This is a genomic window from Bradyrhizobium sp. UFLA05-89 (assembly GCF_059803475.1).
Map to the genome: position 1 here is coordinate 25151 of NZ_JBANBA010000050.1, position 24267 is coordinate 49417.

Consider the following 24267-nt stretch of genomic DNA (forward strand, 5'->3'; position numbering starts at 1 on the left):
GCGGCCTTGACCTGCATCAACGGCGGCGCCGAGGACGGCTGCTCTTCTGGCTGTCGTCCCCGCCTGGCCCATGCTATCCTGACGTGTGCCGTGGGGGTTCGCTTGTAGGAGTAACCGTCATGACAACTGCTTCGGATATGTCTCACAGCCTAGGCTTGGGCTCCGGCATCGCGGCGCTGCGCCCGAAATGGGGCTGGATCGTCGCGCTCGGCGTCGTCTACCTCATTGCCGGCTTCATTGCGCTCGGCAGCGTGGTGATGGCGACGGTCGCAAGCGTCCTCGTGGTCGGCGTGATGATGATCGTGGCCGGCGTGACCGAGGTCATCGGCGCGTTCCAGATGAAGAGCTGGGGCAAGTTTCTGATCTGGGCGCTGCTCGGCGTGCTCTACGTCATCGCGGGCTTTTTGACCTTCGAGAATCCGCTGTTCGCCGCGGTCCTGCTGACCCTGTTCCTGGGCGCCTCGCTGATCGCTTCCGGCGTCGTCAGGCTGTTTCTCGCCTTCAGCATGAAGCGGGAGAGCCCCTGGATCTGGGTCGCGATCTCGGCCGTCATCACCCTGTTGCTCGGCCTGTTGATCCTGGCGCGCTGGCCGGTCAACAGCGTCTATATCCTCGGCCTGTTCCTCGGCATCGACCTGATCTTTGCCGGTGCGGGCTGGCTGAGCCTCGGCTTCAGCCTGCGGCGCAGCACATAAGGCGCGCGAGAACGGGTCGATTTTAGGTCGCGGTTGACCGCGCGATCCTCCGCGCGGTCAAAGGGGAGCGTTTCATGCGCTGGGTCTATCTCGCCATCATCATCCTGTTCGCGGTCGCGATCGTGGTGTTCGCCGCGCAGAATTTCGAGACCGTGACCGTCTCGTTCTTCAGGCTGAACCTCAGCCTGCCGCTCGCGCTGCTCTCCGTCGTCGTCTACCTGCTTGGAGCTGCGACCGGTGGCAGCCTGTTCGCGCTGCTGCGACGCTCCTACAAGGGCTCGTGGCGCAGCGTCGGCTGATGCGAAGAGCTAGCTCGCCTTGGCGATGCGGCGCTCAGCGGGTCCCGAGCGCAAATTCTGGAAGAACTTCTCCACCTCGCGCGACAACGTTTCAGCCGTTGCGGTCAGGCCGCTGGCCGCGGTCAGGACGGAGGTTGCTGCGGCGTCCGTCTCGCCGATGGCGTCGCGGAGCGAGGTGATGTTGACGACCAGCGTCTCGTTGCCTTGCGCAGCGGACTGCGCGTTGGCGGAGATTTCGCGGGTCGCGGCATCCTGCTGGCCGACCGCGCCGGCAATCGCCGAGGTCACGTCGTTGATCTCGCGTACCGCGCCGCCAATCTCACGCACGGCCTCGACCGCGTTGCGGGTCGAGGATTGGATCATACCGACGTTCTCGCTGATCTCGGCGGTCGCCTTCGCGGTCTGCCCGGCGAGCGCCTTGACTTCATGGGCGACAACGGCAAAGCCGCGGCCGGCGTCGCCGGCGCGCGCCGCTTCGATGGTAGCGTTGAGCGCGAGGAGGTTGGTCTGCTCGGCGATCGCCTGGATCAAATTGAGCACGCCGTCGATGCGCTGTGTGGCGGCAGCCAGACTCTCGATCTCGGAGATCGATTTCTCGGTGCGCTGGCCGGTCTGCTCGACGGCGCTCGCCGATTGCCGCACCTGACGGCCGATCTCCTCGACGGAGGCCGACAGCTCTTCCGCCGCACCCGCCACCGCCGTGACGTTGTGCGAGGCCTGCTCAGTGGCGCTCGCCGCCGTGCCGGCGCGTGTGCTCGCATCTGCCGTGACGCGGGTGATGGTCTGCGCGGTCTCGCGCATGGCGGACGCGTTGTCGGCGAGGCCCCGCATGACCGCGCCGATCGCTTCGCGGAAGGTCTCGACCGAAGTCTCGATATGGCGGGTGCGCTCGTCGCGCGCCGCGGAGTCCTGGGAGACCTGGGAGGCGAGGTTGCGATTGCGGTCCATTGCCCCCTGGAAGATCCGGATCGCGCGCGCCAGCGCGCCGATCTCGTCCGCACGCTCGGTATGCGGCACCACGACGTTCTCTTCGCCGTCGGCGACCTGCTTGATGGTCGCGGTGATCGTCGAGAGCGGTCGCGCGATCGAGCGCGCGATGATGACGATGCCGATCACGACGAGCGCCAGCGCGACGCCGCCAAGGCACGTCAGCACGAAGGAGAGCATGCGATTGGTCTCGGTCTCCTGCGCAATCTGCTTGGCGCGCAGGGCATAGACTTTGGACAGCGCCTCGAGATCCTTGTTCAACGCCGACCGCACGCTGCGATTTGCGTCGTTGTCACCCCATTCGCGGCCAGCAGCCGGACCGATCTCATAGGCGCGGCGAACCAGTTCTTTCCGGAAATCGATGAATTGCTCGATGCGCTTCTTGAACGTTGCGAACTGTTCGGCATCGTCGGTCCTGACGATGGCTTCCCAGCCCTTCACCACGCCGAGGATCTCATCGTTGAACTTGAGCAGGCCGTCCCCGAACTTCTTCACGGCCTTTGGATCCGTCGACATGTAGACGCCGCGGGATTCCATCACCACGGCGTAGACCAGTGAGTTGACGCGCTCGACGTTCAGCGCCGCCGCATTCGCGGTCTCAATCGCGGCGGTGAGCTCGGCGCCGCGGCGGCTGTTGTAATCCGACAGCAGAGCGATTGCGGCGGTGAGCAGCGCGAACAGCGCGAAGATCGAATAGAGCCTGGTGGCGAGCGTGAAACGGCCTGCCAGGCCGGCAGCATTCCCAGTTCGGTCGATTATCATGGCTTCCAGAGACCCGAATGGCCTACGTGCGATCAGTGAGCACGAACGGTAAAATTGATACAAAACTATGCAGAATGAAGGTGGACGCAGCGTTAACGCGCAAGGGTTGCACCTCAGACCTTGGTCGTAGAAAATATAAGGAATATCAGTCTCTTGCCGGAGTCGTCGATTTTCGGCAAGGCGCCTTCCGGGATTGGCATGCCATGCTGCAAAGATCGGCATGCACCAATGCCGCCGGGCTCGTACACCTTGGGGCAAGATGGATCCTGCGTCGGCCATTGGCCGACTGACGCCGGAGGAGCTTTTGGTCTACCGCCACACCATCGATGCGACGAGCTATGTCTTCGCTGATCTGCGTGACCTGCTGGCCAAGGCGACCCCGCCGCGCTCCGGTGACCGGCTGGCCGGGATCGCGGCTGCCAGCGCCGAAGAGATGATCGCGGCGCGGATGGCGCTTGCCGACGTTCCGCTGAGCCAATTCCTACGGGAGGCCGTGATCCCCTATGAGGCCGACGAGGTCACGCGCCTCGTCATCGACACCCACGATGCAAAGGCCTTCGCGCCGGTGGCCGCGCTCACCGTTGGCGGTTTCCGCGACTGGCTGCTGTCCGACGCCGCGACGACGGAAGGTTTGCGAAAGCTGGCCCACGGCATCACGCCGGAGATGGCGGCCGCGGTGTCGAAGCTCATGCGTAACCAGGACCTGATCCTGGCGGCGCGCAAATGCGAGGTGATCACATCGTTCCGCAACACCATCGGCCTGAAGGGGCGGATGAGCACACGCCTCCAGCCCAACCATCCCTTCGACGACGCCAAGGGCATCACGGCCTCGATCCTCGACGGCATCCTGCTCGGCGCGGGCGATGCCTGCATCGGCATCAACCCGGCGAGCGACGACCCTGCGACCATCGGCCAGTTGCTGCGGCTGCTGGACGAGATCATCGCGCGGCTGAACGTCCCGACCCAGGGTTGCGTGCTCACCCATGTGACGACGACGTTGTCGCTGATCGGGCAGGGCGTACCGGTCGACCTGGTGTTCCAGTCGGTCGCCGGGACTGAGGCTGCCAACCGCAGCTTCGGTATCGATCTCGCTTTGCTCCGGGAAGCGAACGAGGCAGGGCTGTCACTGAGGCGCGGCCCAGTCGGGCAGAACGTGATGTATTTCGAGACTGGCCAGGGCTCGGCGTTGTCGGCCAATGCCCATCACGGCGTCGACCAGCAGACCTGCGAGGCGCGCGCCTATGCGGTCGCCCGCGCGTATCGCCCCCTGCTGGTCAACAGCGTGGTCGGCTTCATTGGTCCGGAATATCTCTACGACGGCAAGGAGATCATCCGCGCTGGGCTGGAGGATCATTTCTGCGGCAAGCTGCTCGGCCTGCCGCTCGGGGTCGACATCTGCTACACCAACCATGCCGAGGCGGACCAGGACGACATGGACAATCTCCTGACGCTGCTCGCTGCCGCCGGCGTCACCTTCATCATGGGGGTGCCGGGCGCCGACGACGTCATGCTGAACTACCAGTCGACCTCCTTCCATGACGCGCTCTATGTCCGCGACGTCTTCGGCCTGCACCGCGCGCCGGAATTCGACGATTGGCTGGCGAAGAGCGGGATTGCGGGTGCCGATTTCCGGCTTGCTCGCGATGCGGGGCTGCTACCCGATTTTGCCTCGCGGTTGATCGCCTGAGCCGGCCCAAATTTCGCATGGTCACAGACAATCGGCATGAACCGAGGAAACCATTGGTGCGTCTCATGAATTAGGCCCATGCCACAATATTGAGGAATTTCGGGCCCAGCGTTACGTTATGTGTCTTGATGTCTATTCTGCACGGTTTGTAGGAAGTCGTTGGGGGAAGCTCGATGCGCGCTGAAAGCAACGGAACGATCCGGCATATTCTCTGTGTCTTCCCGCGTTACACCTCGTCCTTCGGTACATTCGAACACGCCTATCCCCTGACCGACGGCGTCAGGGCCTTCATGCCGCCGCAGGGGCTATTGCTCATATCGGCTTATCTGCCCAGGGAATGGCAGGTGAAGTTCGTCGACGAGAACCTGCGTCCGACGACGAAGGAAGAGTTCGAATGGGCGGAAGCGGTCTTCGTCAGCGGCATGCACATCCAGCGCCAGCAGATGAACGATATCTGCCGCCGCGCCCATGAGCACGATTTGCCCGTCGCGCTCGGCGGGCCCTCGGTCAGCGCCTGCCCGGATTACTATCCGTCTTTCGACTATCTCCATGTCGGCGAGCTCGGCGATGCCACCAATGAGCTGATCGCGATCTTGTCGCGCGAGACCGCGCGCCCGGCGCAGCAGGTGGTGCTGACGACCAACGATCGCGTCCCGATGACGGAATTTCCGATCCCCGCCTACGAGCTTGCGGAGGTGAAGAAGTATTTCCTCGGCAGCATCCAGTATTCCAGCGGCTGTCCCTATCAGTGTGAGTTCTGCGACATCCCGGGCCTCTACGGCCGCAACCCGCGCATCAAGACGCCGCAGCAGATCATCGCCGAGCTCGACCGCCTGCGCGAATGCGGCATGACCGACACGGTCTATTTCGTCGACGACAATTTCATCGGCAACCGCAAGGCGGCGATGGACCTGCTGCCGCACCTGATCGAGTGGCAGAAGAAGACCGGCTACGTGATGCGGCTCGCCTGCGAGGCGACGCTCAACATCGCCAAGCGCCCCGAGATCCTCGAGAAGATGCGCGAGGCCTATTTCATCACCATCTTCTGCGGCATCGAAACGCCCGATCCCGATGCGCTGCACGCGATGCAGAAGGACCACAACATGATGGTCCCGATCCTGGAGGGCGTGCGCACCATCAACTCCTACGGGATGGAAGTGGTGTCCGGCATCATCATGGGGCTCGACACCGACAAGCCGAATACGTCGGATGCGCTGCTTTCCTTTGTCGATGAATCCCGCATCCCGCTGCTCACCATCAATCTGCTTCAGGCGCTGCCCAAGACGCCGCTGTGGGACCGGCTCGAGCGCGAGGGCCGATTGATCAACGACGAGGGCCGCGATTCCAACGTCAACTTCCTGTTGCCTTATGATGATGTCGTGGCGTCCTGGAAGTTCTGCATGGAGCGGGCCTACGCGCCCGAGAAGGTCTATGCGCGCTATCAGCACCAGTGCGACTACACCTATGCCAACCGCCTCAGGGTGCCGGTGCCTGCGGAGATGAAGACCTGGCCCAATATCAGGCGCGGTCTCGTCATGCTGCGCAACATCTTCTGGAAGGTCGGCGTGCTCGGCGACTACAAACGCGTATTCTGGAAGTTTGCGCTGGGCCGGATCAGGCGCGGCGATCTCGAAGGCCTGATCGGCTGCACCATGATCGCGCATCATCTCATCACCTTCGCGCGCGCGGCATCGAGCGGCCAGCAGAACGCGTCGAACTACTCGCTGCGGCTGCGCGAGGCATCCGTTCCCGCCGAATGACGCGACATGTCTAGCCCATCCGTCCCGAACCGCCCGACCCTGGACCTTCGGACGCTAACACCCGCGCGTGTGGCGCTCGGGCGCAGCGGGGCGAGCCTGCCGACCAAGCCGCTGCTCGACTTCACGCTCGATCACGCGCGCGCCCGCGACGCCGTGCATGCCGTCTTCGACGCCGAGCGGATGATCGCGGAGCTAGCCGAGTTCGGCGTTCCCATCCTTGCGACGAGGAGCCGCGCCGCCGATCGCGGCGACTATCTGCGGCGTCCGGACCTCGGACGCCAGCTCGATCCGACCTGCGCCGAGCATCTCGCGGTGCGCGCCGCGGACCGCGGCCGGATTGCGATCGTGATCGGCGATGGATTGTCGCCAACGGCGGTGCATGCGCACGCGGTTGGGTTGTTGCGCGCGCTGCTGCCGGCCCTCGCCGATGCGCCGCCTGTCGCGGTCGGCCACATCATTGTCGCCTCAGGCACCCGTGTCGCGCTGGGCGACGAGATCGGCGCCATTCTCGGTGCATCCATGGTCGTGATGCTGATTGGCGAGCGACCGGGATTGTCGGCTCCTGACAGCCTCGGGGCTTACCTGACCTTTGCGCCGAAGCCTGGCCGTAGCGATGCCGAGCGCAATTGCGTCTCCAACATTCATCAGGCTGGGCTCAGTTATGGCGAGGCGGCCTTCAAGATCGCCTGGCTGGTCCGCGCAGGCCTGTCGCGGGGCGTGACCGGCGTGGCGCTGAAGGACGAGAGTGGCGATCCCCCGGCGCGAATCGGCGCAGCGCTGCCGGAATGAGCCATCAAGGGCCGAAATTGCCGCATCTTGATCGATTTTGTTGCCCAGCGTGTGCTTGCGAGGGGCCGTGCCGACCTGCTAAACCCCTCGCGGCGATTTCCCGCGCATTTTCAAAGGGCAAGCCTCCCATCTGTATGGCGTTTCAGGCCGATATGCGGGACGCATAAGCTCACCAACCGAGCCGATTTAGGAACTGGACAAGGCATGCTCGAAAAGCACAGCGAGAGTGAGGTTCATGTCGACAAGGTCGAGCAGGGACCTTCGTCCTCCATCGCTTTTGGACTCGAACGCATCGGACTGATCGCCGTCCGCGCGCCAGTCCTGTCCTGCCTGATCCTCATCGCACTGATCGTCGGGGCCGTCTTCGGCATCGAGCGGATCAAGATCGACGATTCGCTGTCGCAGCTGTTCCGGTCCAACAGCCGCGAATTCCACCAGTACGAGGAAGTGACCAAGAAGTTCCCGGCCGAGGAGTTCGACGTCCTCGTGGTCATCGAGGGCAAGAACCTGCTGGCGCGCGAGAATCTCATGAAGCTGCGCGACTTCATCACCGACATGCAGCTCGTCGAAGGCACGCGTGGCCTCGTTTCGCTGTTCTCCGCGCGCCAGGCGCCGGCGCCAGGCAAGCTGCCCGCCGCGCTGTTCCCGGCCGAGCTGCCCGAAGGCGCCGCCTACGACAAGTTCATCGAGACCGTCAAAAGCAACGAGATCATCCGCGGCAAGCTGTTGTCGGAGGACGGCACCCTCGCGCTGGTCGTGCTCTCCCTCGATCCGGAGGTGGTTGCCTCGAGCAAGCTCGGCAAGGTCGTCGGCGACATCCGCGCGCTGATGAAGGAGGATCTCGGCGACACCGGGCTCAGCGTGCAGCTCTCCGGCGTGCCGGTGATGCAGCTCGAGATCCGCAACGCGGTCGAGCGCGACGGCTTGACCTACAACATCCTCGGCATTCTCGCCGGCTGCATCATCGCCATCATCTTCTTCCGAAAAATCTCCTTCATGGTGGTGGCGGCGTTCCCGCCGATGATCGCGATCCTCCTGGCGCTGGGCGCGCTCGGCTGGGCCAACTTCAATCTCAACATGTTCCTGAACGTGATGACGCCGCTCATCATGGTCATCAGCTTCTCGGACTCGATGCAGCTCACCTTCGCCGCGCGCGACCGGTTGATCGCAGGGCAGGACAAGTTCACCGCGTTCAAGAATGCGGTGCTGGTGGTCGGACCTGCCTGCGTGCTGACGCACGGCACCGCCGGCATTTCCTTTATCGCGCTGCAATTCTCCGACTCCGACCTGATCCGCAAATTCGGCGAGGCGGGATTGGCTGCGACCATCATCGCGCTGGTTACGGTGCTGTCGCTGGTGCCGGTGTTCGGCGTTCTGTTCGTGCGCAACGAAAAGATCTTTGCCGTCAAATTCCAGAGCGCGGACGCCGGCGTGCAGGCGCTGCGCAACTTCTGCTACTGGATCGCGGTGCGCATGGTGGGTCGGCCCGGACTGTTCAGCCTGATCGCGGTGCTGTTCGTAGCGAGCCTCGGCGTCATCTACGCCAACCTCCAGCCACGCTACCGCCTTGCCGATCAGGTGCCGGACAAGCGCCAGGCCGTGGCCGCCAGCAACCGGCTCGACGCCAAGCTGACCGGCGCCAATCCCGTCAACGTCCTGATCACGTTCCCCAAGGGTGAAACGCTCTATTCGGCAGAGACGCTGGAAACCATTGCCGACGTGCACGCGACCGTGGAGAAGGCGGCCGGCGTCGGTAACGTCTGGTCGCTGGAGACGCTGCGCCGCTGGCTGTCGGAAAAGGCGGGCAGCTCGGACGTCGCGACGCTGAAGGAATATGTGAACGTCATTCCCGAGCATCTGGTGCGACGGTTCATCGATGCCGAGCAGGACGCAGTCGTGGTCGCAGGCCGCGTGCCGGACAAGGATTCCAGTCAGCTCCTGCCTATCGTCGACAAGCTCGACCAGGAGCTCGATGCCGTCCGCAAGAAGCATCCCGGCTACGAGGTCGCGGTGACCGGCCTTGCGGCTATCGCCGCGCGCAACTCGGCCAGCATGATCGAGAAGCTGAACCGCGGGCTCACCGTCGAGTTCGCGCTCGTCGCGATCTTCATTGGCCTCGCCTTCCGCTCCTGGGTGGTGATGTTCGCCTGCATCCTGCCGGGCATCTTCCCGGTGGTGATGTCGGGAACGGTGCTGTGGGCGATGGGCGAGGGGCTGCAATTCGCCAGCGTCGTGGCGCTGACCGTCTCGTTCGGCCTGGGCCTTTCCGCGACCATCCACTTCCTCAATCGCCTGCGGCTGGAGAGCAAGCCCGGGGTCTCCTCGGCGCTTGCGGTGGAGCGCGCCACCGTGCTGGTCGGCCCCGCGCTGATCTTGACCACCGTGGTGCTCGCCTGCGGTCTCGTCGTCACCGTATTCTCCGATCTGCCGTCGCTGCGGCTATTCGGTTGGCTCAGCGCGTTCTCGATGGTGGCAGCGCTGGTCGCCGACCTCTTCATCCTGCGCCCGACGGCGATGTGGCTGATCAACCTGCACGAGAAGATTCACGGGGCTGACAAACGCGCGATCTGAGCCGGAGCGGCTCGCGCCGCCTCTTGCTCACGCCTCGATACGGACGATCCCGTACGGATTGGAATTTGAAGTCGTCCTCACGGTACCGCGTCTCGTGCGAGACCGTGAGTTTGCGCGCTAGAAGCGTCGCCTCGATGCCGCGGTGGTAGCCGACCGTCTCGTCGTAGTGCTTGCCGCTAAGTGGGCGCTTGGTTGAGCAGGGGTTCTGCGAATGGGTCCATGTTGAAGAATTCATGTCATGAAAAACCCCCGGCTCGCGAGAACCAGGGGCCATATTGTCTGCTCGTCGGGTGAGGCGAAGCGCTTCAGCTCTTCACCATGGTGATGTTGACGCCGCGGATCTCGCCCTTGGAGCTGATCTGCACCGTCTGCTTGTTGCCGTTGGTGCGCAGCGTCAGGTTGGCGGCAAAACCGTTGGCCTCGACGAACACGTCGATCTGGCCGCCGCCGGCGGTGCCCTGCAGATTGCCGAAGATGTTGCGGCTGGCTTCGCTCCAATTGCCCGAAATGCGGTCGCCCTGGCTCGTCACGTCGCTGGTGAGGTCGAACTTGTAGCTGTCGCTGGCGCAGTGCAGCGCCTGCTTCAGGCCGAGACCGCTGGCCGCGACCTTGTAGTCCGCCTTGCAGCGGATGCGCTCGGTGGAGCCGTCGGACAGCGCCACCGTGCCGGTGCCCGACCACGCGCCGTCGAAGCCAGCAAAGGGGCCGGACGACTGAGCGTGGCTCGCCGAAACCGAGAACAGCAGCGCGGCGCCAATGCCTGCCGCCTTGATCGCGAGTCCAGACCGTCCAAAGAATTTCATGTTCGAATATCCCGTTTTCTGAATGACGTTCGCTCCTAATAGAACGTCTCGCCGCATCGAAGGTTTAGTGTCCCCATCCGCTGGCAGGTTCAAACCATAACCACCCGAGGTGTCAGAACGGCGAACCCTTGCGGCTGCTTTTTCGCTGTTCCGCGCGCGGTTTCACTTGTGTCTTTTCGACGCCGTTGCAAGGGTTTGCGATGCATGTCTGCAACAGGTCCATGGCAAAACACCGCCTGCCTAAATAATCTCATAGTATCAATCTGTTACATCTGCCAATGAAAGCCGTGCGAAGGCGCGATGTGGTGGATTCGGTGCCAATTTGGCCGCATTTGCCAGTGCTTGTGCTGTCTCCACTGCTGCGCGCTCCGCGGCAACGCCATCAGAACAATCCGTTCCGGTCGTCCGCCCTGTGCTGTCCGGGAACGGAGAGATTCTGCCGTCAGAATGAAGGACTACAATGCGTAAATATCTCCTCGCTCTCACCCTGCTGTCGGCATCCCTTTCGACCGCGGCGTTCGCCCAGCAGCCCCAGCAGGGGCGCGGCACGGCCGAAGAGCAGAAGGCCTGCACGCGCGACGTGCAGAAGTTCTGCCGTCCGGTCATCGATCAGGGCGATTTCACGATTCTGGCCTGCCTGAAGGAGAATCGGGCCAAGATCTCGCAGGCTTGCGATCAGGTCCTGAAGACCCACAACCAATAAGCTTTCGCGTGGCCCGTGGAGCGTTCACGGGCCCGCCTTTGCGGCGACCTCGATTCGCGAGGGCAGGGGACCCCGCGAGACAGGTTGGTTTTGCGGGCATATTCCCCTATATGGGGGCCGCGACGGCTTGGCCGGGCGCCTAAAAAAGCCTTCCTGTTCAGACGATTGTTAACCAGTCCTCGATGACCACTGCGAGCGAATTGCGATCCGGCAAGGGTGACCGCGACGAGAATTTTCCCGTCGCGTCGTGGATCATTCATCCGCGTCACCGCGCGCTGATCCTCGCCTTCTACAATTTCGTTCGCACCGCCGACGACATCGCCGACCATGCGACGTTGCCGGCTGAAGAGAAGCTCGCCTATCTCGACCTGCTCGAGGCCGAGCTCAACGGCAACGGCAACTCGCAGGCCGAGGCCGTCAATCTCCGCCGAGCGCTGGCCGAGCGCGGCATGCCGCCGCGCCATGCGCTCGACGTGCTGATCGCGTTCCGCATGGACGTGACGAAGCTGCGCTACGAGACCTGGGATGAGGTCATCCACTATTGCCGCTACTCGGCGATGCCGGTCGGCCGCTTCATGCTCGACGTGCACGGCGAGGCGACCTCGACCTGGGTTGCTTCGGATGCACTCTGCGCCGCCTTGCAGATCAATAATCACCTCCAGGATTGCGGCAAGGACTTTCGCGCGCTCAACCGCGTCTACCTGCCGCGCGATGCGCTGGCCGCAAGCGGCGCGTCGGTCGAGCAGCTCGGCGGCGATCATTCGCCGCCGCAGATGCTGGCCTGTCTCCAGGCGCTCGCCGCGCGCAACGAAGAGCTCCTGAACGAGAGCAAGTCTCTTTCCGCCGAGGTGCGGGACTTCCGCCTCGGCCTCGATATCTCGGTGATCCAGGCCTATGCCGACCGCATCGTGCGCCTGCTCAAGGTGCGCGATCCCCTGCGCGAACGCGTGCATCTGAACAAGGCCGAGCTCCTCACCTTCAGCCTCGCCGGCATCGCCGGTGAAATCGGTCGTCGCGCCTTCGGGCGCAAGCCAATCTCCAATCCGGGGCCGGCCCATGACGCTTGAGGCGACCTCGCCCGGCGCCAATTATGGCTCGACCGCATCCGGCAGCTCATTCTACGCTGCGATGCGGATCCTGCCGCGCCACCAGCGCGAGGCGATGTTCCAGATCTACAGCTTCTGCCGCCAGGTCGACGACATCGCCGATTCCAACGGTCCGCGCGATGAGCGCCTCGCCGCGCTCCAGGAATGGCGCAACGACATCGATGCGCTCTATCAGGGCCACCCGCCGCCACGGCTCGCCGACTACGTCGCCTCGGTGAAGACCTTCGGATTGAAGCGGGAGGATTTCCTCGCCATCGTCGATGGCATGGAGATGGACGTGCCGCAGGACATCCGCGCGCCTGACATGGCGATCCTCGATCTCTACTGCGATCGCGTCGCGAGTGCCGTGGGACGCCTGTCGGTGCGGGTGTTCGGCATGCCCGAAGAGGATGGCATCCTGCTCGCCCATCATCTGGGCCGCGCGCTCCAGCTCACCAACATCCTGCGTGACATCGACGAGGACGCTGGCCTCGGCCGGCTCTATCTGCCGCGCGAGGGCTTGCTGCATGCCGGCATCACCTCCAGCGATCCGCAGCGCGTGATCGCAGAACGCGCGCTGCCGAAGGTCTGCCTGCCGCTCGCCCAGCGCGCGCAGGCGCATTTCGAGAAGTCGGATGAGATCATGGCGCGCAACAAGCGCCGCGCGGTGCGTGCGCCACGGATCATGTCGAAATATTATCACGCCATTCTGGACCTCTTGCTGGAACGCGGCTTTGCCGCGCCCCGCGCGCCCGTGCGCGTGTCCAAGGCCGCACGTATCGCCATCCTTCTCCGCTACGCTTTTTTCTGATGCAAAAGACAGCTCACATCATCGGTGCCGGCATTTCCGGCCTCTCAGCCGCGGTGCGGCTCGCCAATGCCGGCTTCCAGGTCGCCGTGCACGAGGCGACGCAGCAGGCCGGCGGTCGCTGCCGCTCCTATTTCGACGGCGCGACCAATCTCGTCATCGACAACGGCAACCATCTCCTGTTGTCGGGCAACCGCCACGCGCTCGCCTATGCACGCTCGATCGGCACCGAGGCGGGGCTGGTGGGCCCGGCGCGCGCGCAGTTTCCCTTCGTTGATCTGAAGACGGGGCAGCGCTGGCAGCTCGATCTCGGCGACAGCCGTCTGCCGGGCTGGGTATTCGACGAGAGCCGTCGTGTCCCCGACACCGGACTGACCGACTATCTCAAGCTCGCGCCGCTGATCTGGGCGTCGGAGGAGACGCTGGTCGGCAAGTCGATCCCCTGCGAGGGCGTGCTGTATCAGCGTCTGGTGCAGCCGCTGTTGCTCGCGGCGCTCAACGTCGATCCGCCCGAGGGTTCGGCGGGCCTTGCTGGCGCGATCGTGCGGGAGACGCTGCTCGCCGGCGGCCAGGCCTGCCGGCCGCTGATTGCGCGCGACGGCTTAAGCGCGGTGCTGATCGAGCCCGCGGTGAAGTTCCTGGCCGAGCGCGGCCATTCCGTGCAGCTCGGCCATGAGCTGCGCTCATACGCGACCACGGACGGCAAGGTCAGCGCGCTCAATTTCGGCGGCGAGGATGTCGTCGCGATCGGGCCCGACGATATGATCGTGATGGCGGTGCCGCCGCGTGCCGCCGCCTCGTTGCTGCCCGGCTTGAAGACGCCGACGCAATTCCGCGCCATCGTGAATGCGCATTTCCGCTTTGAGCCGCCGCCGGGCTCGGCCCCCATCCTGGGCGTGATCGGCGGTGTCGTCGAATGGCTGTTCGCCTTCCCGAACCGGTTGTCAGTCACCATCAGCAATGGCGATCGGCTGGTCGAGATGCCGCGCGAAGAACTCGCGCAGACGATCTGGAACGAGGTCTGCGACGCGGGCGGCGTTGCCGGCGAATTGCCCCCTTGGCAGATCGTGCGCGAGCGCCGCGCCACTTTTGCCGCCACGCCCGAGCAGAATGCCTTGCGTCCCGGGCCGGTCACCGCGCTGAAAAACCTGTTTCTTGCGGGCGACTGGACTGCTACGGGATTGCCAGCAACCATTGAGGGATCGGTCCGGTCCGGCGATCGCGCCGCCGATTTGGTCCTGGCCGCACGGCGGACCTGACGGGCTTTGGTCCCGGTCAATTATCCCAGCAACTATCGGAGATATCGAGCGAGATGCATTCCGTGAACAAGAGCGCGACCGACCGCGAAGTCTTGGAAACGAGCATTGCGTCGGCCACGCAAGGATTGCTCGGCTTCCAGCAATCCGACGGCCATTGGGTGTTCGAGCTCGAGGCCGACTGCACGATTCCGGCGGAGTACATCCTGCTGCGGCACCATCTCGCCGAGCCGGTCGACGCCGGGCTCGAGGCCAAGATCGGCAACTATCTGCGCCGTGTGCAGGGCGCCCATGGTGGCTGGCCCCTGGTGCATGACGGCGAGTTCGACATGAGCGCGAGCGTGAAGGCTTACTTCGCGCTCAAGATGATCGGCGATTCCATCGATGCGCCGCACATGGTGCGGGCGCGCGAGGCGATCCGTTCGCGCGGCGGCGCGATTCATAGCAACGTCTTCACCCGCTTCACGCTTGCGATGTTCGGCGTCGTGACGTGGCGCGCGGTGCCGGTGCTGCCGGTCGAGATCGTGCTGTTGCCGTTCTGGTCGCCGTTCCATCTCAACAAGATCTCCTATTGGGCGCGCACCACCATGGTGCCGCTGATGGTGCTCGCGGCGCTCAAGCCGCGCGCGCGCAATCCAAAGGCCGTCGGCATCGACGAGCTATTCCTCCAGGATCCGCGGTCGATCGGCATGACCGCCAAGGCGCCGCACCAGAGCATGGCCTGGTTCGTGCTGTTCCGCTCGCTCGATGCCATCTTGCGTGTCATCGAGCCGCTGTTTCCCAAGAGCTTGCGCAAGCGCGCGATCGACGCTGCGCTCGCCTTCACGGAGGAACGGCTGAACGGCGAGGACGGCATGGGCGCGATCTATCCGCCGATGGCCAACATCGTCATGATGTACGACGCGCTCGGCAAGGACGAGAGCTATCCGCCCCGCGCGACCACGCGCCGGGGCATCGACAAGCTGCTCGTGATCAGGGACGACGAAGCCTATTGCCAGCCCTGCGTCTCGCCGATCTGGGACACGACGCTGACGGCCCATGCGCTGCTCGAGGCTGGCGGCACGCAAGCCGTACCGGCTGCGAAGCAGGGCCTCGACTGGCTGATTCCGAAGCAGGAGCTGGAGGTGAAGGGCGACTGGGCGGTGAAGCGGCCCGAGACGCGCCCCGGCGGCTGGGCCTTCCAGTACAACAACGCCCACTATCCCGATCTCGACGACACCGCCGTCGTGGTGATGTCGATGGACCGCATGCGGCGCGAGCACGGCACGGCCGGCTACGACGCCGCGATCGATCGTGGCCGGGAATGGATCGAGGGCATGCAGAGCGACGACGGCGGCTGGGCTGCCTTCGACGTGAACAACCTCGAATATTATTTGAACAACATACCGTTCTCCGACCATGGCGCGCTGCTCGATCCGCCGACCGAGGACGTCACCGCGCGCTGCATCTCGATGCTGGCCCAGCTGGGCGAGACCGAGAAGACCAGCAAGCACCTGGCCGATGGCGTCGCCTATCTCCGGCGGACCCAGCACCCGGAGGGCTCCTGGTATGGCCGCTGGGGCATGAATTTCATCTACGGAACCTGGTCGGTGCTGTGTGCGCTGAATGCGGCCGGCCTCGGTCACGCCGACCCGATGATTCGCAAGGCGGCCGACTGGCTGGTCTCGATCCAGAACAAGGACGGCGGCTGGGGCGAGGACGCCGTCAGCTACCGGCTCGACTACAAGGGTTGGGAGGCGGCGCCCTCGACCGCCTCGCAAACGGCATGGGCCTTGCTTGCCCTTATGGCGGCCGGTGAGGTCGATCATCCGGCCGTCGCCCGCGGGGTGGAGTACCTGATTGCAACACAGAACCAAAAAGGGCTGTGGGACGAGCAGCGCTACACGGCGACAGGCTTCCCCCGCGTATTCTATCTACGGTATCATGGTTACTCGAAGTTCTTCCCGCTGTGGGCGCTGGCGCGGTATCGGAACTTGCGGAACACCAACAGCAGGGTGGTAGGGGTCGGAATGTGACTTTGGGGACGGGGGACGGGGGCTCCGCGGGTAATGCAATAGACCTGCGGCCGATACTAATTGTGACCGGTCTGGTTCAGGAGGCCCGCATCGCGGCAGGGCCCGGGATGGCCGTTATTTGCTCTTCCAGCAGCCCGACGCAGCTGCGGGCGCTTCTGACGGTGGTGGATCCCGAGAGCATCCGGGGCGTGATCTCCTTCGGTGTGGCAGGCGGGCTCGATCCCACGCTCCGGTCGGGCGACGTCGTGGTCGCGACCGAGGTGCTCGCGGGCGACGCCCGCTGGGCCGCCGGCCTGTCGCTCAGCGACGACCTCATTGACAGGCTGACCTCCGGACGCCGCCGCGTCGTGCGTGGCAGTCTCGCCGGTGCCGAACAGGTGGTCACCGGCCGGTCGTGCAAGGCGGCGCTCCATTCCGAAACAGGCGCAGCCGCCGTCGACATGGAGAGCCATATCGCGGCTGCCTACGCCGCCGAGGCAGACCTGCCGTTCGCCGCGCTCCGGGTCATCAGCGACCCCGCCCACCGCGCCTTGCCGGCGCTGGCGCGCGAGGCGATCAAGCCGAATGGCCAGATCGACGTGGCGACGATCTTGCGCGGCGTCGTGCGCAATCCAGGGACGCTGCGCGCGCTGGTCTCCACCGGCATCGACTTCAACCGCGCACTGCGCTCCTTGCGCGTCAGCCGCGACTTCCTGATCGGCAGCGACGGGCCTGTTCCCGAGACGATTTGAGGGGTTTCGAACCGGATAAGCGAGACATACAAAAAGGCCCGATCGAAACGCGATCGGGCCTTTTGCTATCATCGATGTTCCGCCGCTTACGCCGCGGTCGAGGCCTTCTGCTCGGCAGCGAGCGCCTCGTCGCGGCGGATCTCGGAAAGCTTCTTCTGGACCTGCTCCGAGAAGATGTACTGCGCCGGGCGCTGCTTGGAGAGGTCGATCTCCGGCGCCATCGGACCCGAGGTCTTGACGCCGCGCATCGCGACCCAGGCCGCCTTGATCGGGTTCGTCAGCGCAGCGGTGGCCGCCGTCGGCTCGTAGCCGCAATGCGCCATACAGTCGGCGCACTTCTCATACTTGCCGGTGCCGTAGGTTTCCCAATCGGTGGTCTCCATCAGCTCCTTGAAGGTCTTGGCATAGCCTTCGCCGAGCAGATAGCAGGGCTTCTGCCAGCCGAAGATGTTGCGCGCGGGCATGCCCCAAGGCGTGCACTCGTATTCCTGGTTGCCGGCGAGGAAGTCCAGGAACAGGCCAGAATGCATGAAGTTCCACTTCTTGCCCTTGCCCATCGCGAAGACGTCGCGGAACAACTTCTTGGTCTTGGTGCGATTGAGGAAGTGCTCCTGGTCCGGCGCACGCTCATAGGCGTAGCCCGGCGACATCGAAACACCGACGCCGAGCTCGGTGGTGAAGTCCAGGAACTTTGCGATCTCTTCCGCCGGATGGCCATCGAAGATGGTGGCATTGACGTTGACCGTGAAGCCGCGCGCCTTCGCCGCCTTGATCGCGGACACGGCGCGGTCGAACACGCCCTTCTGCGACACTGCCTTGTCGTGGTGATCCTTCAAGCCGTCCAGATGCACCGAGAAGAACAGGTACGGGGAGGGCTCGAACAGGTCGAGCTTCTTCTCGAGCAGAAGCGCGTTGGTGCAGAGCGAGACGAATTTCTTGCGCGCCACGAGGCCGCGCACGATCTCGCCGATCTCCTTGTGGATGAGCGGCTCGCCGCCGGGAATCGCCACCATCGGCGCGCCGCACTCGTCGGCGGCGTCCCAACACTCCTGCGCCGTCATGCGGCGGTTGAGGATCGCGTCCGGGTAGTCGATCTTGCCGCAACCGACGCAGGCGAGGTTGCAGCGGAACAGCGGCTCCAGCATCAGCACGAGCGGATAGCGTTTGCGGCCAAGCAGTTTCTGCTTGAGCAAATAGCCGCCGATACGCATTTCCTTGAAGAAGGGTATTGCCATCACACGTTTCTTTCTGGGCTTGGAATTCAGGTAGGTCAGCTTGCGGCGAGTTCCGCCGGAAGCCGGAATTCGATGTTTTCCTCGCGACCCGGGAGCACCGAGACCGAGACCGGTCCGATCCGTCGCAGGGCTTCGATCACGTCATCCACGAGAACCTCAGGTGCCGAGGCGCCGGCTGTGATGCCGACGGTCTTGGCGTCTTTCAACCATTCCGGATTTAGCACGCTGCCATCGGCGACCAGATAACTCGCCACGCCGGCCTCAGTGCCGATTTCGCGGAGCCGGTTCGAGTTGGAACTGTTGGCAGCGCCCACCACCAAGATCACGTCGACCAGCTTACTCAAGTCCCTTACCGCAGATTGGCGGTTCTGTGTCGCATAGCAGATATCCCGGATGTCGGGGCCTTGAATATCTGTAAAACGGGCCTGGAGGGCCGCGATAATGTCCCTGGTGTCGTCCACCGAGAGCGTGGTCTGGGTGATGTAGGCCACCGGCCGATCCGCCGGCAGGGTCAGGGCCTTAACCTCCTCGACGCTCTGGACCAGCAAAACGGGGCCTGGAACCTGACCCATGGTTCCCTCGACCTCGGGATGGCCGGCATGGCCGATCAGTATCAGGGTACGGCCCTTGGAGATGTAGCGCTTCCCCTGATTGTGAACTTTCGTGACCAAGGGACAGGTCGCATTCAGCACAGGAAGGTCGCGCGCGGCAGCCTCTTCCTCGACGCTGCGGGCCACGCCATGGGCGCTGAAAACGGTCATCGATTTCGCCGGAACCTCGGACAGCTCCTCGACGAAGATTGCGCCCTTCTTCTTCAAGCTCTCGACGACGTATTTGTTGTGCACGATCTCGTGGCGCACATAGACGGGCGGGCCGTACTTCTCGAGCGCCCGCTCCACGATCTCGATGGCACGCACCACGCCGGCACAAAAGCCGCGCGGCTGCGCTAGATAAACTTCCATAGGACGCCCATTACGCAAGTTGCACCAAATCCGTTCAGTTGTCCCCGGCGGCCCCCGATACATGCCAATAGTGCAATATCCGCACCATTGGTTCCGCATCAGCGGTAGCAGCCCACCCGTCCGTTTGGCCCCAAGCGCATGGAGGCACATAGGCCTTGTGTCAAAAAAACGGGCGCGAGGAAAGGTGGATCGCGTGCTCAGTTCCATTAACGGTATTATGATGCTGCAAGGTTAAGGCAACGGTCTCACCCCTTCGTCACTTTACCGCCTCAACTGGCCGTCTATACCGCCCGCGCGACCATTGACTTCCGTCAATTCCTCGAACCTCCCGACGGGTCAAACCGCCCAAAACAGCGATAGGTTTCGCGGGGGAACTCCGATAAACAGCGGGCGTTTCCGGCAAGCTGTTTTAAAGCCAGAAAGAGAAGATGTGCTGCAAAGTATAGTCGTTGCGATCGTCCGAGCCTGCACCCGATTTGCCACCCTCGTCGTCGTCGCCGGGCTCCTGCTGGCGGTCGGCGCGGGCTACTACGCGGCGCGCCATTTCGCCATCAACACCGATATCAACTCGCTGATCGCGCAAAATCTCGACTGGCGGCAACGCGACCAGGCCTTCGACCGTGCCTTCGACCGTGACGCCACCATTCTGGCCGTCGTCGAGGCGGCAACGCCGGAGATGACGACGGCTGCGGCCGACTCGCTCTACGCCAAGCTGAGGGACGACAGGACCAATTTCGTGTCGATGCAGCAGCTCGGCACCGGCGAATTCTTCGAGAAGAACGGGCTGCTGTTCCTGCCGACCGAAGAGGTCGGCAAGATCACCGGCCAGTTCGAATCCGCGGCGCCCCTGATCGAGATCATGGCCGGCGATCCCTCGATCCGCGGTCTCACCGGCGCGCTGGAGACCGGGCTTGCCGGCGTCAAGCGGGGCCAGGTGAAGCTCGACAATACCGAACGTCCCTTCAACCTGATCGCGCAGACGGTCGAGACTGTCCTGGGCAAGGGCAACGCGATTTTCTCCTGGCGCGAGCTCGTCAGCGACAAGCCGCTTTCCGACTCGGACAAGCGCGCCTTCATCGAGTTCAAGCCGGTCCTCGACTACAACGCGCTCGAGCCTGGCAAGGGCGCAACGGATGCGATCCGCAAGGCCGCGGCCGATCTGGATTTCCCGACCAAATACCAGGCGCGGGTGCGCCTGACAGGTCCGGTCCCGATCGCAAACGAGGAATATGCCACGGTGCAGGAAGGCGCCGTCGTCAACGGCATCGGCACCGTCCTGGTGGTGTTGCTGATCCTGTGGCTCGCGCTGCATTCGGCGAAGATCATCTTCGCCGTGTTCGTCAACCTGTTCGTCGGGCTTGCGATCACGACGGCCGCGGGCCTGATGATGGTCGGCTCGCTCAACCTGCTGTCGATCGCCTTCGCCGTGCTGTTCGTCGGTCTCGGCGTCGATTTCGGCATTCAGTACAGCGTCCGTTATCGCTCGGAGCGCTACAAGGTCAATGATCTCACGTCTGCGCTTGTGCTGGGCGCCAAGCGCTCGGCGATCCCGCTGTCGCTGGCCGCGATGGCGACGGCAGCGGGCTTCCTCTGCTTCATGCCGACCGACTACAAGGGCATCTCCGAGCTCGGGCAGATCGCCGGCGTCGGCATGCTGGTGGCATTCCTCTCCTCGATCACCGTGCTGCCTGCGCTCTTGAAGCTGCTCAACCCGCCCGGCGAGAAGGAGCCGGTCGGCTACGCCTTCCTGGCGCCGCTCGATCACTTCCTGGAGAAGCACCGCGTGGTGATCGTGGGCGGCACGCTGCTGCTCGCCGTCGGCGGCCTGCCGCTGCTCTACTACATGAAGTTCGACTTCAACCCGATGAACCTGCGCAACCCCAGGGCGGAGTCGATCGCGACCTTCCTTGACCTGCGCAAGGATCCGAACACCGGCGCCAACGCCATCAACGTGCTGACCAATTCGGAAGAGCAGGCGAGGCAGATCGAGGCGAGGCTCGAGAAGCTGCCGGAGGTGCTGCGGGTGATGTCCCTCGACAGCTTCGTGCCATCGGATCAGGCACCGAAGCTGAAGCTGATTGCGCAGGGTGCCAAGGTGATCAACCCCGCGCTCAACCCGGACCAGGTCGACGCTGCGCCTTCCGACCAGGAAAACGTCGACGCGCTGAAATCGTCGGTCGAGGCCTTGCGCAGGACTGCAGGCAACGACAAGGGACCCGGCGCTACCGCCTCGCGGCGGCTTGCGGATGGGCTCGAGAAGCTCGCGAACGCGGACGAGGCGACCCGCAACAAGGCGCAGGAGGTCTTCATCACGCCGATGAAGATCGTGTTCGATCAGCTCAGGAACGCGATGCAGGCCGAGCCGGTCACGCTGAAGTCGCTGCCGCCTGATCTGGTCAATGCCTGGAAGAGCAAGGACGGCGTGATCCGCGTCGAGGCGCTGCCGCGCGGCGATCCCAACGACAACGACACCTTGCGCAAGTTCGCCGCGGCCGTGCTCGCGGCCGAGCCGGCCGCGATCGGCGGTCCGGTCTCGATCCTGAAATCGGGCGATACCGTCGTGCGCGCCTTCATCATGGCCGGCATCTATGCGCTGGTCGTGATCAGCCTGCTGTTGTGGGTCACGTTGCGGCGATTCACCGATGTGCTGATGACCTTGGTGCCGCTCCTGGTTGCGGGCGCAGTGACGCTCGAGATCTGCGTGTTGATCGGGTTGCCGCTCAACTTCGCCAATATCGTCGCCTTCCCGTTGCTGCTCGGCGTGGGCGTCGCCTTCAAGATCTACTATGTCGTTGCCTGGCGCTCCGGCAGGACAAATCTGCTGCAGACCAGCCTGACGCGGGCGATCTTTTTCAGCGCGCTGACGACGGCCACGGCGTTCGGCAGCCTGTGGCTGTCGAGCCATCCCGGCACGTCCAGCATGGGCAAGCTGCTCGCGCTGTCGCTGGTGACCACGCTCGCCGCCGTGCTGCTGTTTCAGCCGGCCCTAATGGGCAAACCCCGCAATCTCAGGGAGTAGGCAGATGTCGCCGACGGGATCGGCGGCACCCTTCTGGGCGGGTTTTGCGCTCGCGGCGGCGCTCTTTGGAGCGGCGGGCGCTGCGGTCGCGGCCGTCTTGGGCGCCGCGCCGGTGGTCTTCGGTGAGCCCTTGGCCATGCTGTTGGCGGGGCTCGACGGAATCGGCGGTCCGACTCGGGTCCAGGTCTCGCCGCCGCAGAGAAAGCCGAGCACGCAGCCCTTGATTTCGAGCTGGTCCGTTCCAGCGGGTGTAATGGTCGACGCGTAAAGCTGGCCGTCCTTGGCGTTGTAGACTTGGCCCTCCCACTGGTCGGCACCGGCCTTCTTCTTCATGTCGATCAGAATCGTCATGCCCAGGGTCGGCCTGTTCTTTTTCGAGACATCCGGGTTGTTCTCGTCGCGGCCGCCGGGGGTCTTTTCCCAGGACACCGCGCCCCACATGCTGCCATTGCATTGCGCCACGCGGATGTTGGCGACGCCGTCGGCGACCCGCCAATCGCCGGTGGGATCGGCGGCGAGCGCCGGCGTCAGGCAGGTGTAACCGCAAGCCAGTATTATTCCGGAGTAAAGGGCCAAACGCATGAAAGTTCCTTGGCAGTGCAACATGACCTAAAGCTGTGCTTGCGAAGATGGTCCGAAAAAGGGCAAAAGGCCGCAACGACCGTTTTCTGTTGACGACACAGCCATCAACCGAAGTATGTAGCGGATGCACACTCCAAATCCAAACATGGCTCAGCTCTTTGCTGACCGCGAGGCGCAACGCAGCTCCCTGCATACGCGTCACCTGAACGAGCAGTTCGTTCGGGTGCTCAAGACCATCGGTTACGATGTCGGCTTTCAGAAGGGGCAGGGACAGTACCTCTACGACCGCGATGGCGCGCGCTATCTCGACCTGCTGTCCGGCTTTGGTGTGTTCGCGATCGGCCGCAACCATCCGGTGATGCGCGAGGCGCTGAAGAGCGTTCTCGATGCCGATCTGCCCAATCTCGTTCAGTTCGACGTCTCGACGCTCGCCGGCGTGCTCGCCGAGCGGCTGCTCAAATACGTGCCCTATCTCGACAAGGCGTTCTTTGCCAATTCGGGCGCGGAGAGTGTCGAAGCCGCGATCAAGTTCGCGCGTGGTGCCACGGGGCGCCCGGGCATCGTCTATTGCGCTCACGCCTATCACGGCCTGACCTACGGCGCGCTGTCGCTGACGGGGGACTCGAATTTCCGCAGCGGCTTCGAGCCGCTCCTGCCCGGCTGCACTTCGGTTCCGTTCAACGATCTCGCTGCGTTGGAAAAGGCACTGTCCTCGCGCGAGGTCGCAGGCTTCATCGTCGAGCCGATCCAGGGCAAGGGCGTCAACATGCCCACCGACGAGTTCCTGCCGGGCGCGGCTGCGCTCTGCAAGAAATACGGCACGCTGTTCATCGCCGATGAGATCCAGACCGGCATGGGCCGCACCGGCCGCTTCCTTGCGGTGGAACACTGGAACGTCGAGCCCGACATGGTGCTGCTGTCGAAGTCGCTCTCGGGCGGCCACGTGCCGGTCGGCGCGGTGCTGACGCGGAAAAGCATCTTCGACAAGATCTTCAACCAGATGGACCGTGCGGTGGTGCACGGCTCGACCTTCTCCAAGAACGATCTCGCGATGGCCGCCGGCATCGCCACGCTGGACGTGATGGAATCCGAAAAGCTGATCGAGGCTGCCGCCAAGCGCGGTGCCGAGCTGCGCCTCGCGCTGACGCGCATGGTTCCCGGCTACGAGCTGATGAAGGAAGTGCGCGGCAAGGGTCTGATGATCGGCGTCGAGTTCGGCCCGCCGAAATCGCTGCGGCTCCGCGCCTCCTGGAACGTGCTGGAGACTGCCAACAAGGGCCTGTTCTGTCAGCTCATCACCGTGCCACTGTTCAAGGATCACAAGATCCTGACGCAAGTCGCCGGCCACGGCAGCCACACCATCAAGCTTCTGCCGCCGCTCACCATCACCGAAGAAGACTGCAACTGGATCGAGAAGGCGTTCGACGACGTCATCGCCGGCAGCCACAAGGTCCCCGGCGCGATCTGGTCGCTCGGCAAGACGCTGGTAGACAACGCGGTGAGAAGGTCGGCGTAGGC

19 protein-coding genes are annotated in these 24267 nt (G+C 64.0%); 14 read left to right on the forward strand and 5 right to left on the reverse strand.

Going from position 1 to position 24267, the window contains the following annotated elements; all coding sequences use genetic code 11:
- Positions 1-119: 119 nt before the first annotated feature.
- Both SO139_RS24440 and SO139_RS24445 read left to right on the forward strand, forming a co-directional pair.
- Positions 120-695, forward strand: a complete 576-nt coding sequence (locus tag SO139_RS24440; RefSeq protein WP_449379583.1) for an HdeD family acid-resistance protein — start codon at positions 120-122, stop codon at positions 693-695.
- A 74-nt stretch (positions 696-769) separates the two neighbouring features.
- A complete protein-coding gene (locus SO139_RS24445; RefSeq protein WP_449379582.1) occupies positions 770-994 on the forward strand; it encodes a LapA family protein in 225 nt (74 codons plus the stop codon).
- A 9-nt stretch (positions 995-1003) separates the two neighbouring features.
- Here the strand turns inward: SO139_RS24445 and SO139_RS24450 are convergent, their stop codons facing one another.
- Positions 1004-2743, reverse strand: coding sequence for a methyl-accepting chemotaxis protein (locus SO139_RS24450; RefSeq protein ID WP_498540700.1), 1740 nt, complete (start codon positions 2741-2743; stop codon positions 1004-1006).
- 304 nt (positions 2744-3047) lie between these two features.
- Here SO139_RS24450 and SO139_RS24455 point away from each other — a divergent pair, with 304 nt between their 5' ends.
- The 4 genes from SO139_RS24455 (at position 3048) to SO139_RS24470 (ending at position 9550) form a co-directional block, all read left to right on the forward strand.
- Positions 3048-4430, forward strand: coding sequence for an ethanolamine ammonia-lyase subunit EutB (locus SO139_RS24455; protein ID WP_498540706.1), 1383 nt, complete (start codon positions 3048-3050; stop codon positions 4428-4430).
- 173 nt (positions 4431-4603) lie between these two features.
- On the forward strand, positions 4604-6190 hold the full coding sequence (locus tag SO139_RS24460; RefSeq protein WP_498540701.1) for a B12-binding domain-containing radical SAM protein: 1587 nt from the start codon (positions 4604-4606) through the stop codon (positions 6188-6190).
- A gap of 6 nt (positions 6191-6196) precedes the next feature.
- On the forward strand, positions 6197-6979 hold the full coding sequence (gene eutC, locus SO139_RS24465) for an ethanolamine ammonia-lyase subunit EutC (RefSeq protein WP_498540702.1): 783 nt from the start codon (positions 6197-6199) through the stop codon (positions 6977-6979).
- A gap of 204 nt (positions 6980-7183) precedes the next feature.
- On the forward strand, positions 7184-9550 hold the full coding sequence (locus SO139_RS24470; protein WP_449379578.1) for an efflux RND transporter permease subunit: 2367 nt from the start codon (positions 7184-7186) through the stop codon (positions 9548-9550).
- Positions 9551-9855: 305 nt separating this feature from the next.
- On the opposite strand, the gene SO139_RS24475 is transcribed toward SO139_RS24470, so the two are convergent.
- On the reverse strand, positions 9856-10353 hold the full coding sequence (locus SO139_RS24475; RefSeq protein WP_027528199.1) for a hypothetical protein: 498 nt from the start codon (positions 10351-10353) through the stop codon (positions 9856-9858).
- A 460-nt stretch (positions 10354-10813) separates the two neighbouring features.
- Here SO139_RS24475 and SO139_RS24480 point away from each other — a divergent pair, with 460 nt between their 5' ends.
- The 6 genes from SO139_RS24480 (at position 10814) to SO139_RS24505 (ending at position 16951) form a co-directional block, all read left to right on the forward strand.
- Positions 10814-11056, forward strand: coding sequence for a hypothetical protein (locus SO139_RS24480; protein WP_027528198.1), 243 nt, complete (start codon positions 10814-10816; stop codon positions 11054-11056).
- Between the two features lie 182 nt (positions 11057-11238).
- Positions 11239-12123: a squalene synthase HpnC gene (gene hpnC / locus SO139_RS24485; RefSeq protein WP_449379577.1), complete on the forward strand. Its 885-nt coding sequence runs from the start codon at positions 11239-11241 to the stop codon at positions 12121-12123.
- A complete protein-coding gene (hpnD, locus tag SO139_RS24490) occupies positions 12113-12952 on the forward strand; it encodes a presqualene diphosphate synthase HpnD (RefSeq protein ID WP_449379576.1) in 840 nt (279 codons plus the stop codon). The genes hpnC and hpnD overlap by 11 nt, the downstream gene beginning before the upstream one ends.
- A complete protein-coding gene (gene hpnE, locus SO139_RS24495; protein WP_449379575.1) occupies positions 12952-14208 on the forward strand; it encodes a hydroxysqualene dehydroxylase HpnE in 1257 nt (418 codons plus the stop codon). The genes hpnD and hpnE overlap by 1 nt, the downstream gene beginning before the upstream one ends.
- A gap of 53 nt (positions 14209-14261) precedes the next feature.
- A complete protein-coding gene (shc, locus tag SO139_RS24500; RefSeq protein WP_449379574.1) occupies positions 14262-16220 on the forward strand; it encodes a squalene--hopene cyclase in 1959 nt (652 codons plus the stop codon).
- Positions 16217-16951 (forward strand): phosphorylase, encoded by a 735-nt coding sequence (locus tag SO139_RS24505; RefSeq protein WP_449379573.1) that lies wholly within the window; start codon positions 16217-16219, stop codon positions 16949-16951. Before shc ends, SO139_RS24505 begins: the two co-directional genes overlap by 4 nt.
- 86 nt (positions 16952-17037) lie before the next feature.
- Here SO139_RS24505 and hpnH read toward each other — a convergent pair whose 3' ends face one another.
- Together hpnH and ispH are read right to left on the reverse strand one after the other, a co-directional pair.
- On the reverse strand, positions 17038-18186 hold the full coding sequence (gene hpnH, locus SO139_RS24510; protein WP_449379572.1) for an adenosyl-hopene transferase HpnH: 1149 nt from the start codon (positions 18184-18186) through the stop codon (positions 17038-17040).
- A gap of 35 nt (positions 18187-18221) precedes the next feature.
- Complete coding sequence (gene ispH / locus SO139_RS24515; protein WP_449379631.1) at positions 18222-19148, reverse strand: 4-hydroxy-3-methylbut-2-enyl diphosphate reductase; 927 nt, start codon at positions 19146-19148, stop codon at positions 18222-18224.
- Between the two features lie 430 nt (positions 19149-19578).
- Here ispH and hpnN point away from each other — a divergent pair, with 430 nt between their 5' ends.
- The gene (hpnN, locus tag SO139_RS24520; RefSeq protein WP_449379571.1) at positions 19579-22167 is read left to right on the forward strand and encodes a hopanoid transporter HpnN; all 2589 of its coding nucleotides are present in this window, start codon (positions 19579-19581) and stop codon (positions 22165-22167) included.
- Here hpnN and SO139_RS24525 read toward each other — a convergent pair.
- Entirely contained in the window at positions 22135-22749 is a 615-nt protein-coding gene (locus SO139_RS24525) for a DUF2147 domain-containing protein (protein WP_498540703.1), read from the reverse strand. The genes hpnN and SO139_RS24525 overlap by 33 nt on opposite strands.
- A gap of 124 nt (positions 22750-22873) precedes the next feature.
- Here SO139_RS24525 and hpnO point away from each other — a divergent pair, with 124 nt between their 5' ends.
- Positions 22874-24265 carry an aminobacteriohopanetriol synthase HpnO gene (gene hpnO / locus SO139_RS24530; RefSeq protein WP_449379569.1) on the forward strand — a complete coding sequence of 464 codons (1392 nt, stop codon included), beginning with the start codon at positions 22874-22876 and terminating at the stop codon, positions 24263-24265.
- The last annotated feature ends 2 nt before the right edge of the window (positions 24266-24267 follow it).

What these genes read in the sequence shown, in the direction of transcription:
- SO139_RS24440 (WP_449379583.1), top strand. Translation starts at nt 120, where the DNA reads ATGACAACTGCTTCGGATATGTCTCACAGCCTAGGCTTGGGCTCCGGC.
- SO139_RS24445 (WP_449379582.1), top strand. Translation starts at nt 770, where the DNA reads ATGCGCTGGGTCTATCTCGCCATCATCATCCTGTTCGCGGTCGCGATC.
- SO139_RS24450 (WP_498540700.1), bottom strand. Translation starts at nt 2,743, where the DNA reads ATGATAATCGACCGAACTGGGAATGCTGCCGGCCTGGCAGGCCGTTTC.
- SO139_RS24460 (WP_498540701.1), top strand. Translation starts at nt 4,604, where the DNA reads ATGCGCGCTGAAAGCAACGGAACGATCCGGCATATTCTCTGTGTCTTC.
- eutC (WP_498540702.1), top strand. Translation starts at nt 6,197, where the DNA reads ATGTCTAGCCCATCCGTCCCGAACCGCCCGACCCTGGACCTTCGGACG.
- SO139_RS24470 (WP_449379578.1), top strand. Translation starts at nt 7,184, where the DNA reads ATGCTCGAAAAGCACAGCGAGAGTGAGGTTCATGTCGACAAGGTCGAG.
- SO139_RS24475 (WP_027528199.1), bottom strand. Translation starts at nt 10,353, where the DNA reads ATGAAATTCTTTGGACGGTCTGGACTCGCGATCAAGGCGGCAGGCATT.
- SO139_RS24480 (WP_027528198.1), top strand. Translation starts at nt 10,814, where the DNA reads ATGCGTAAATATCTCCTCGCTCTCACCCTGCTGTCGGCATCCCTTTCG.
- hpnC (WP_449379577.1), top strand. Translation starts at nt 11,239, where the DNA reads ATGACCACTGCGAGCGAATTGCGATCCGGCAAGGGTGACCGCGACGAG.
- hpnD (WP_449379576.1), top strand. Translation starts at nt 12,113, where the DNA reads ATGACGCTTGAGGCGACCTCGCCCGGCGCCAATTATGGCTCGACCGCA.
- hpnE (WP_449379575.1), top strand. Translation starts at nt 12,952, where the DNA reads ATGCAAAAGACAGCTCACATCATCGGTGCCGGCATTTCCGGCCTCTCA.
- shc (WP_449379574.1), top strand. Translation starts at nt 14,262, where the DNA reads ATGCATTCCGTGAACAAGAGCGCGACCGACCGCGAAGTCTTGGAAACG.
- hpnH (WP_449379572.1), bottom strand. Translation starts at nt 18,186, where the DNA reads ATGGCAATACCCTTCTTCAAGGAAATGCGTATCGGCGGCTATTTGCTC.
- ispH (WP_449379631.1), bottom strand. Translation starts at nt 19,148, where the DNA reads ATGGAAGTTTATCTAGCGCAGCCGCGCGGCTTTTGTGCCGGCGTGGTG.
- SO139_RS24525 (WP_498540703.1), bottom strand. Translation starts at nt 22,749, where the DNA reads ATGCGTTTGGCCCTTTACTCCGGAATAATACTGGCTTGCGGTTACACC.
- hpnO (WP_449379569.1), top strand. Translation starts at nt 22,874, where the DNA reads ATGCACACTCCAAATCCAAACATGGCTCAGCTCTTTGCTGACCGCGAG.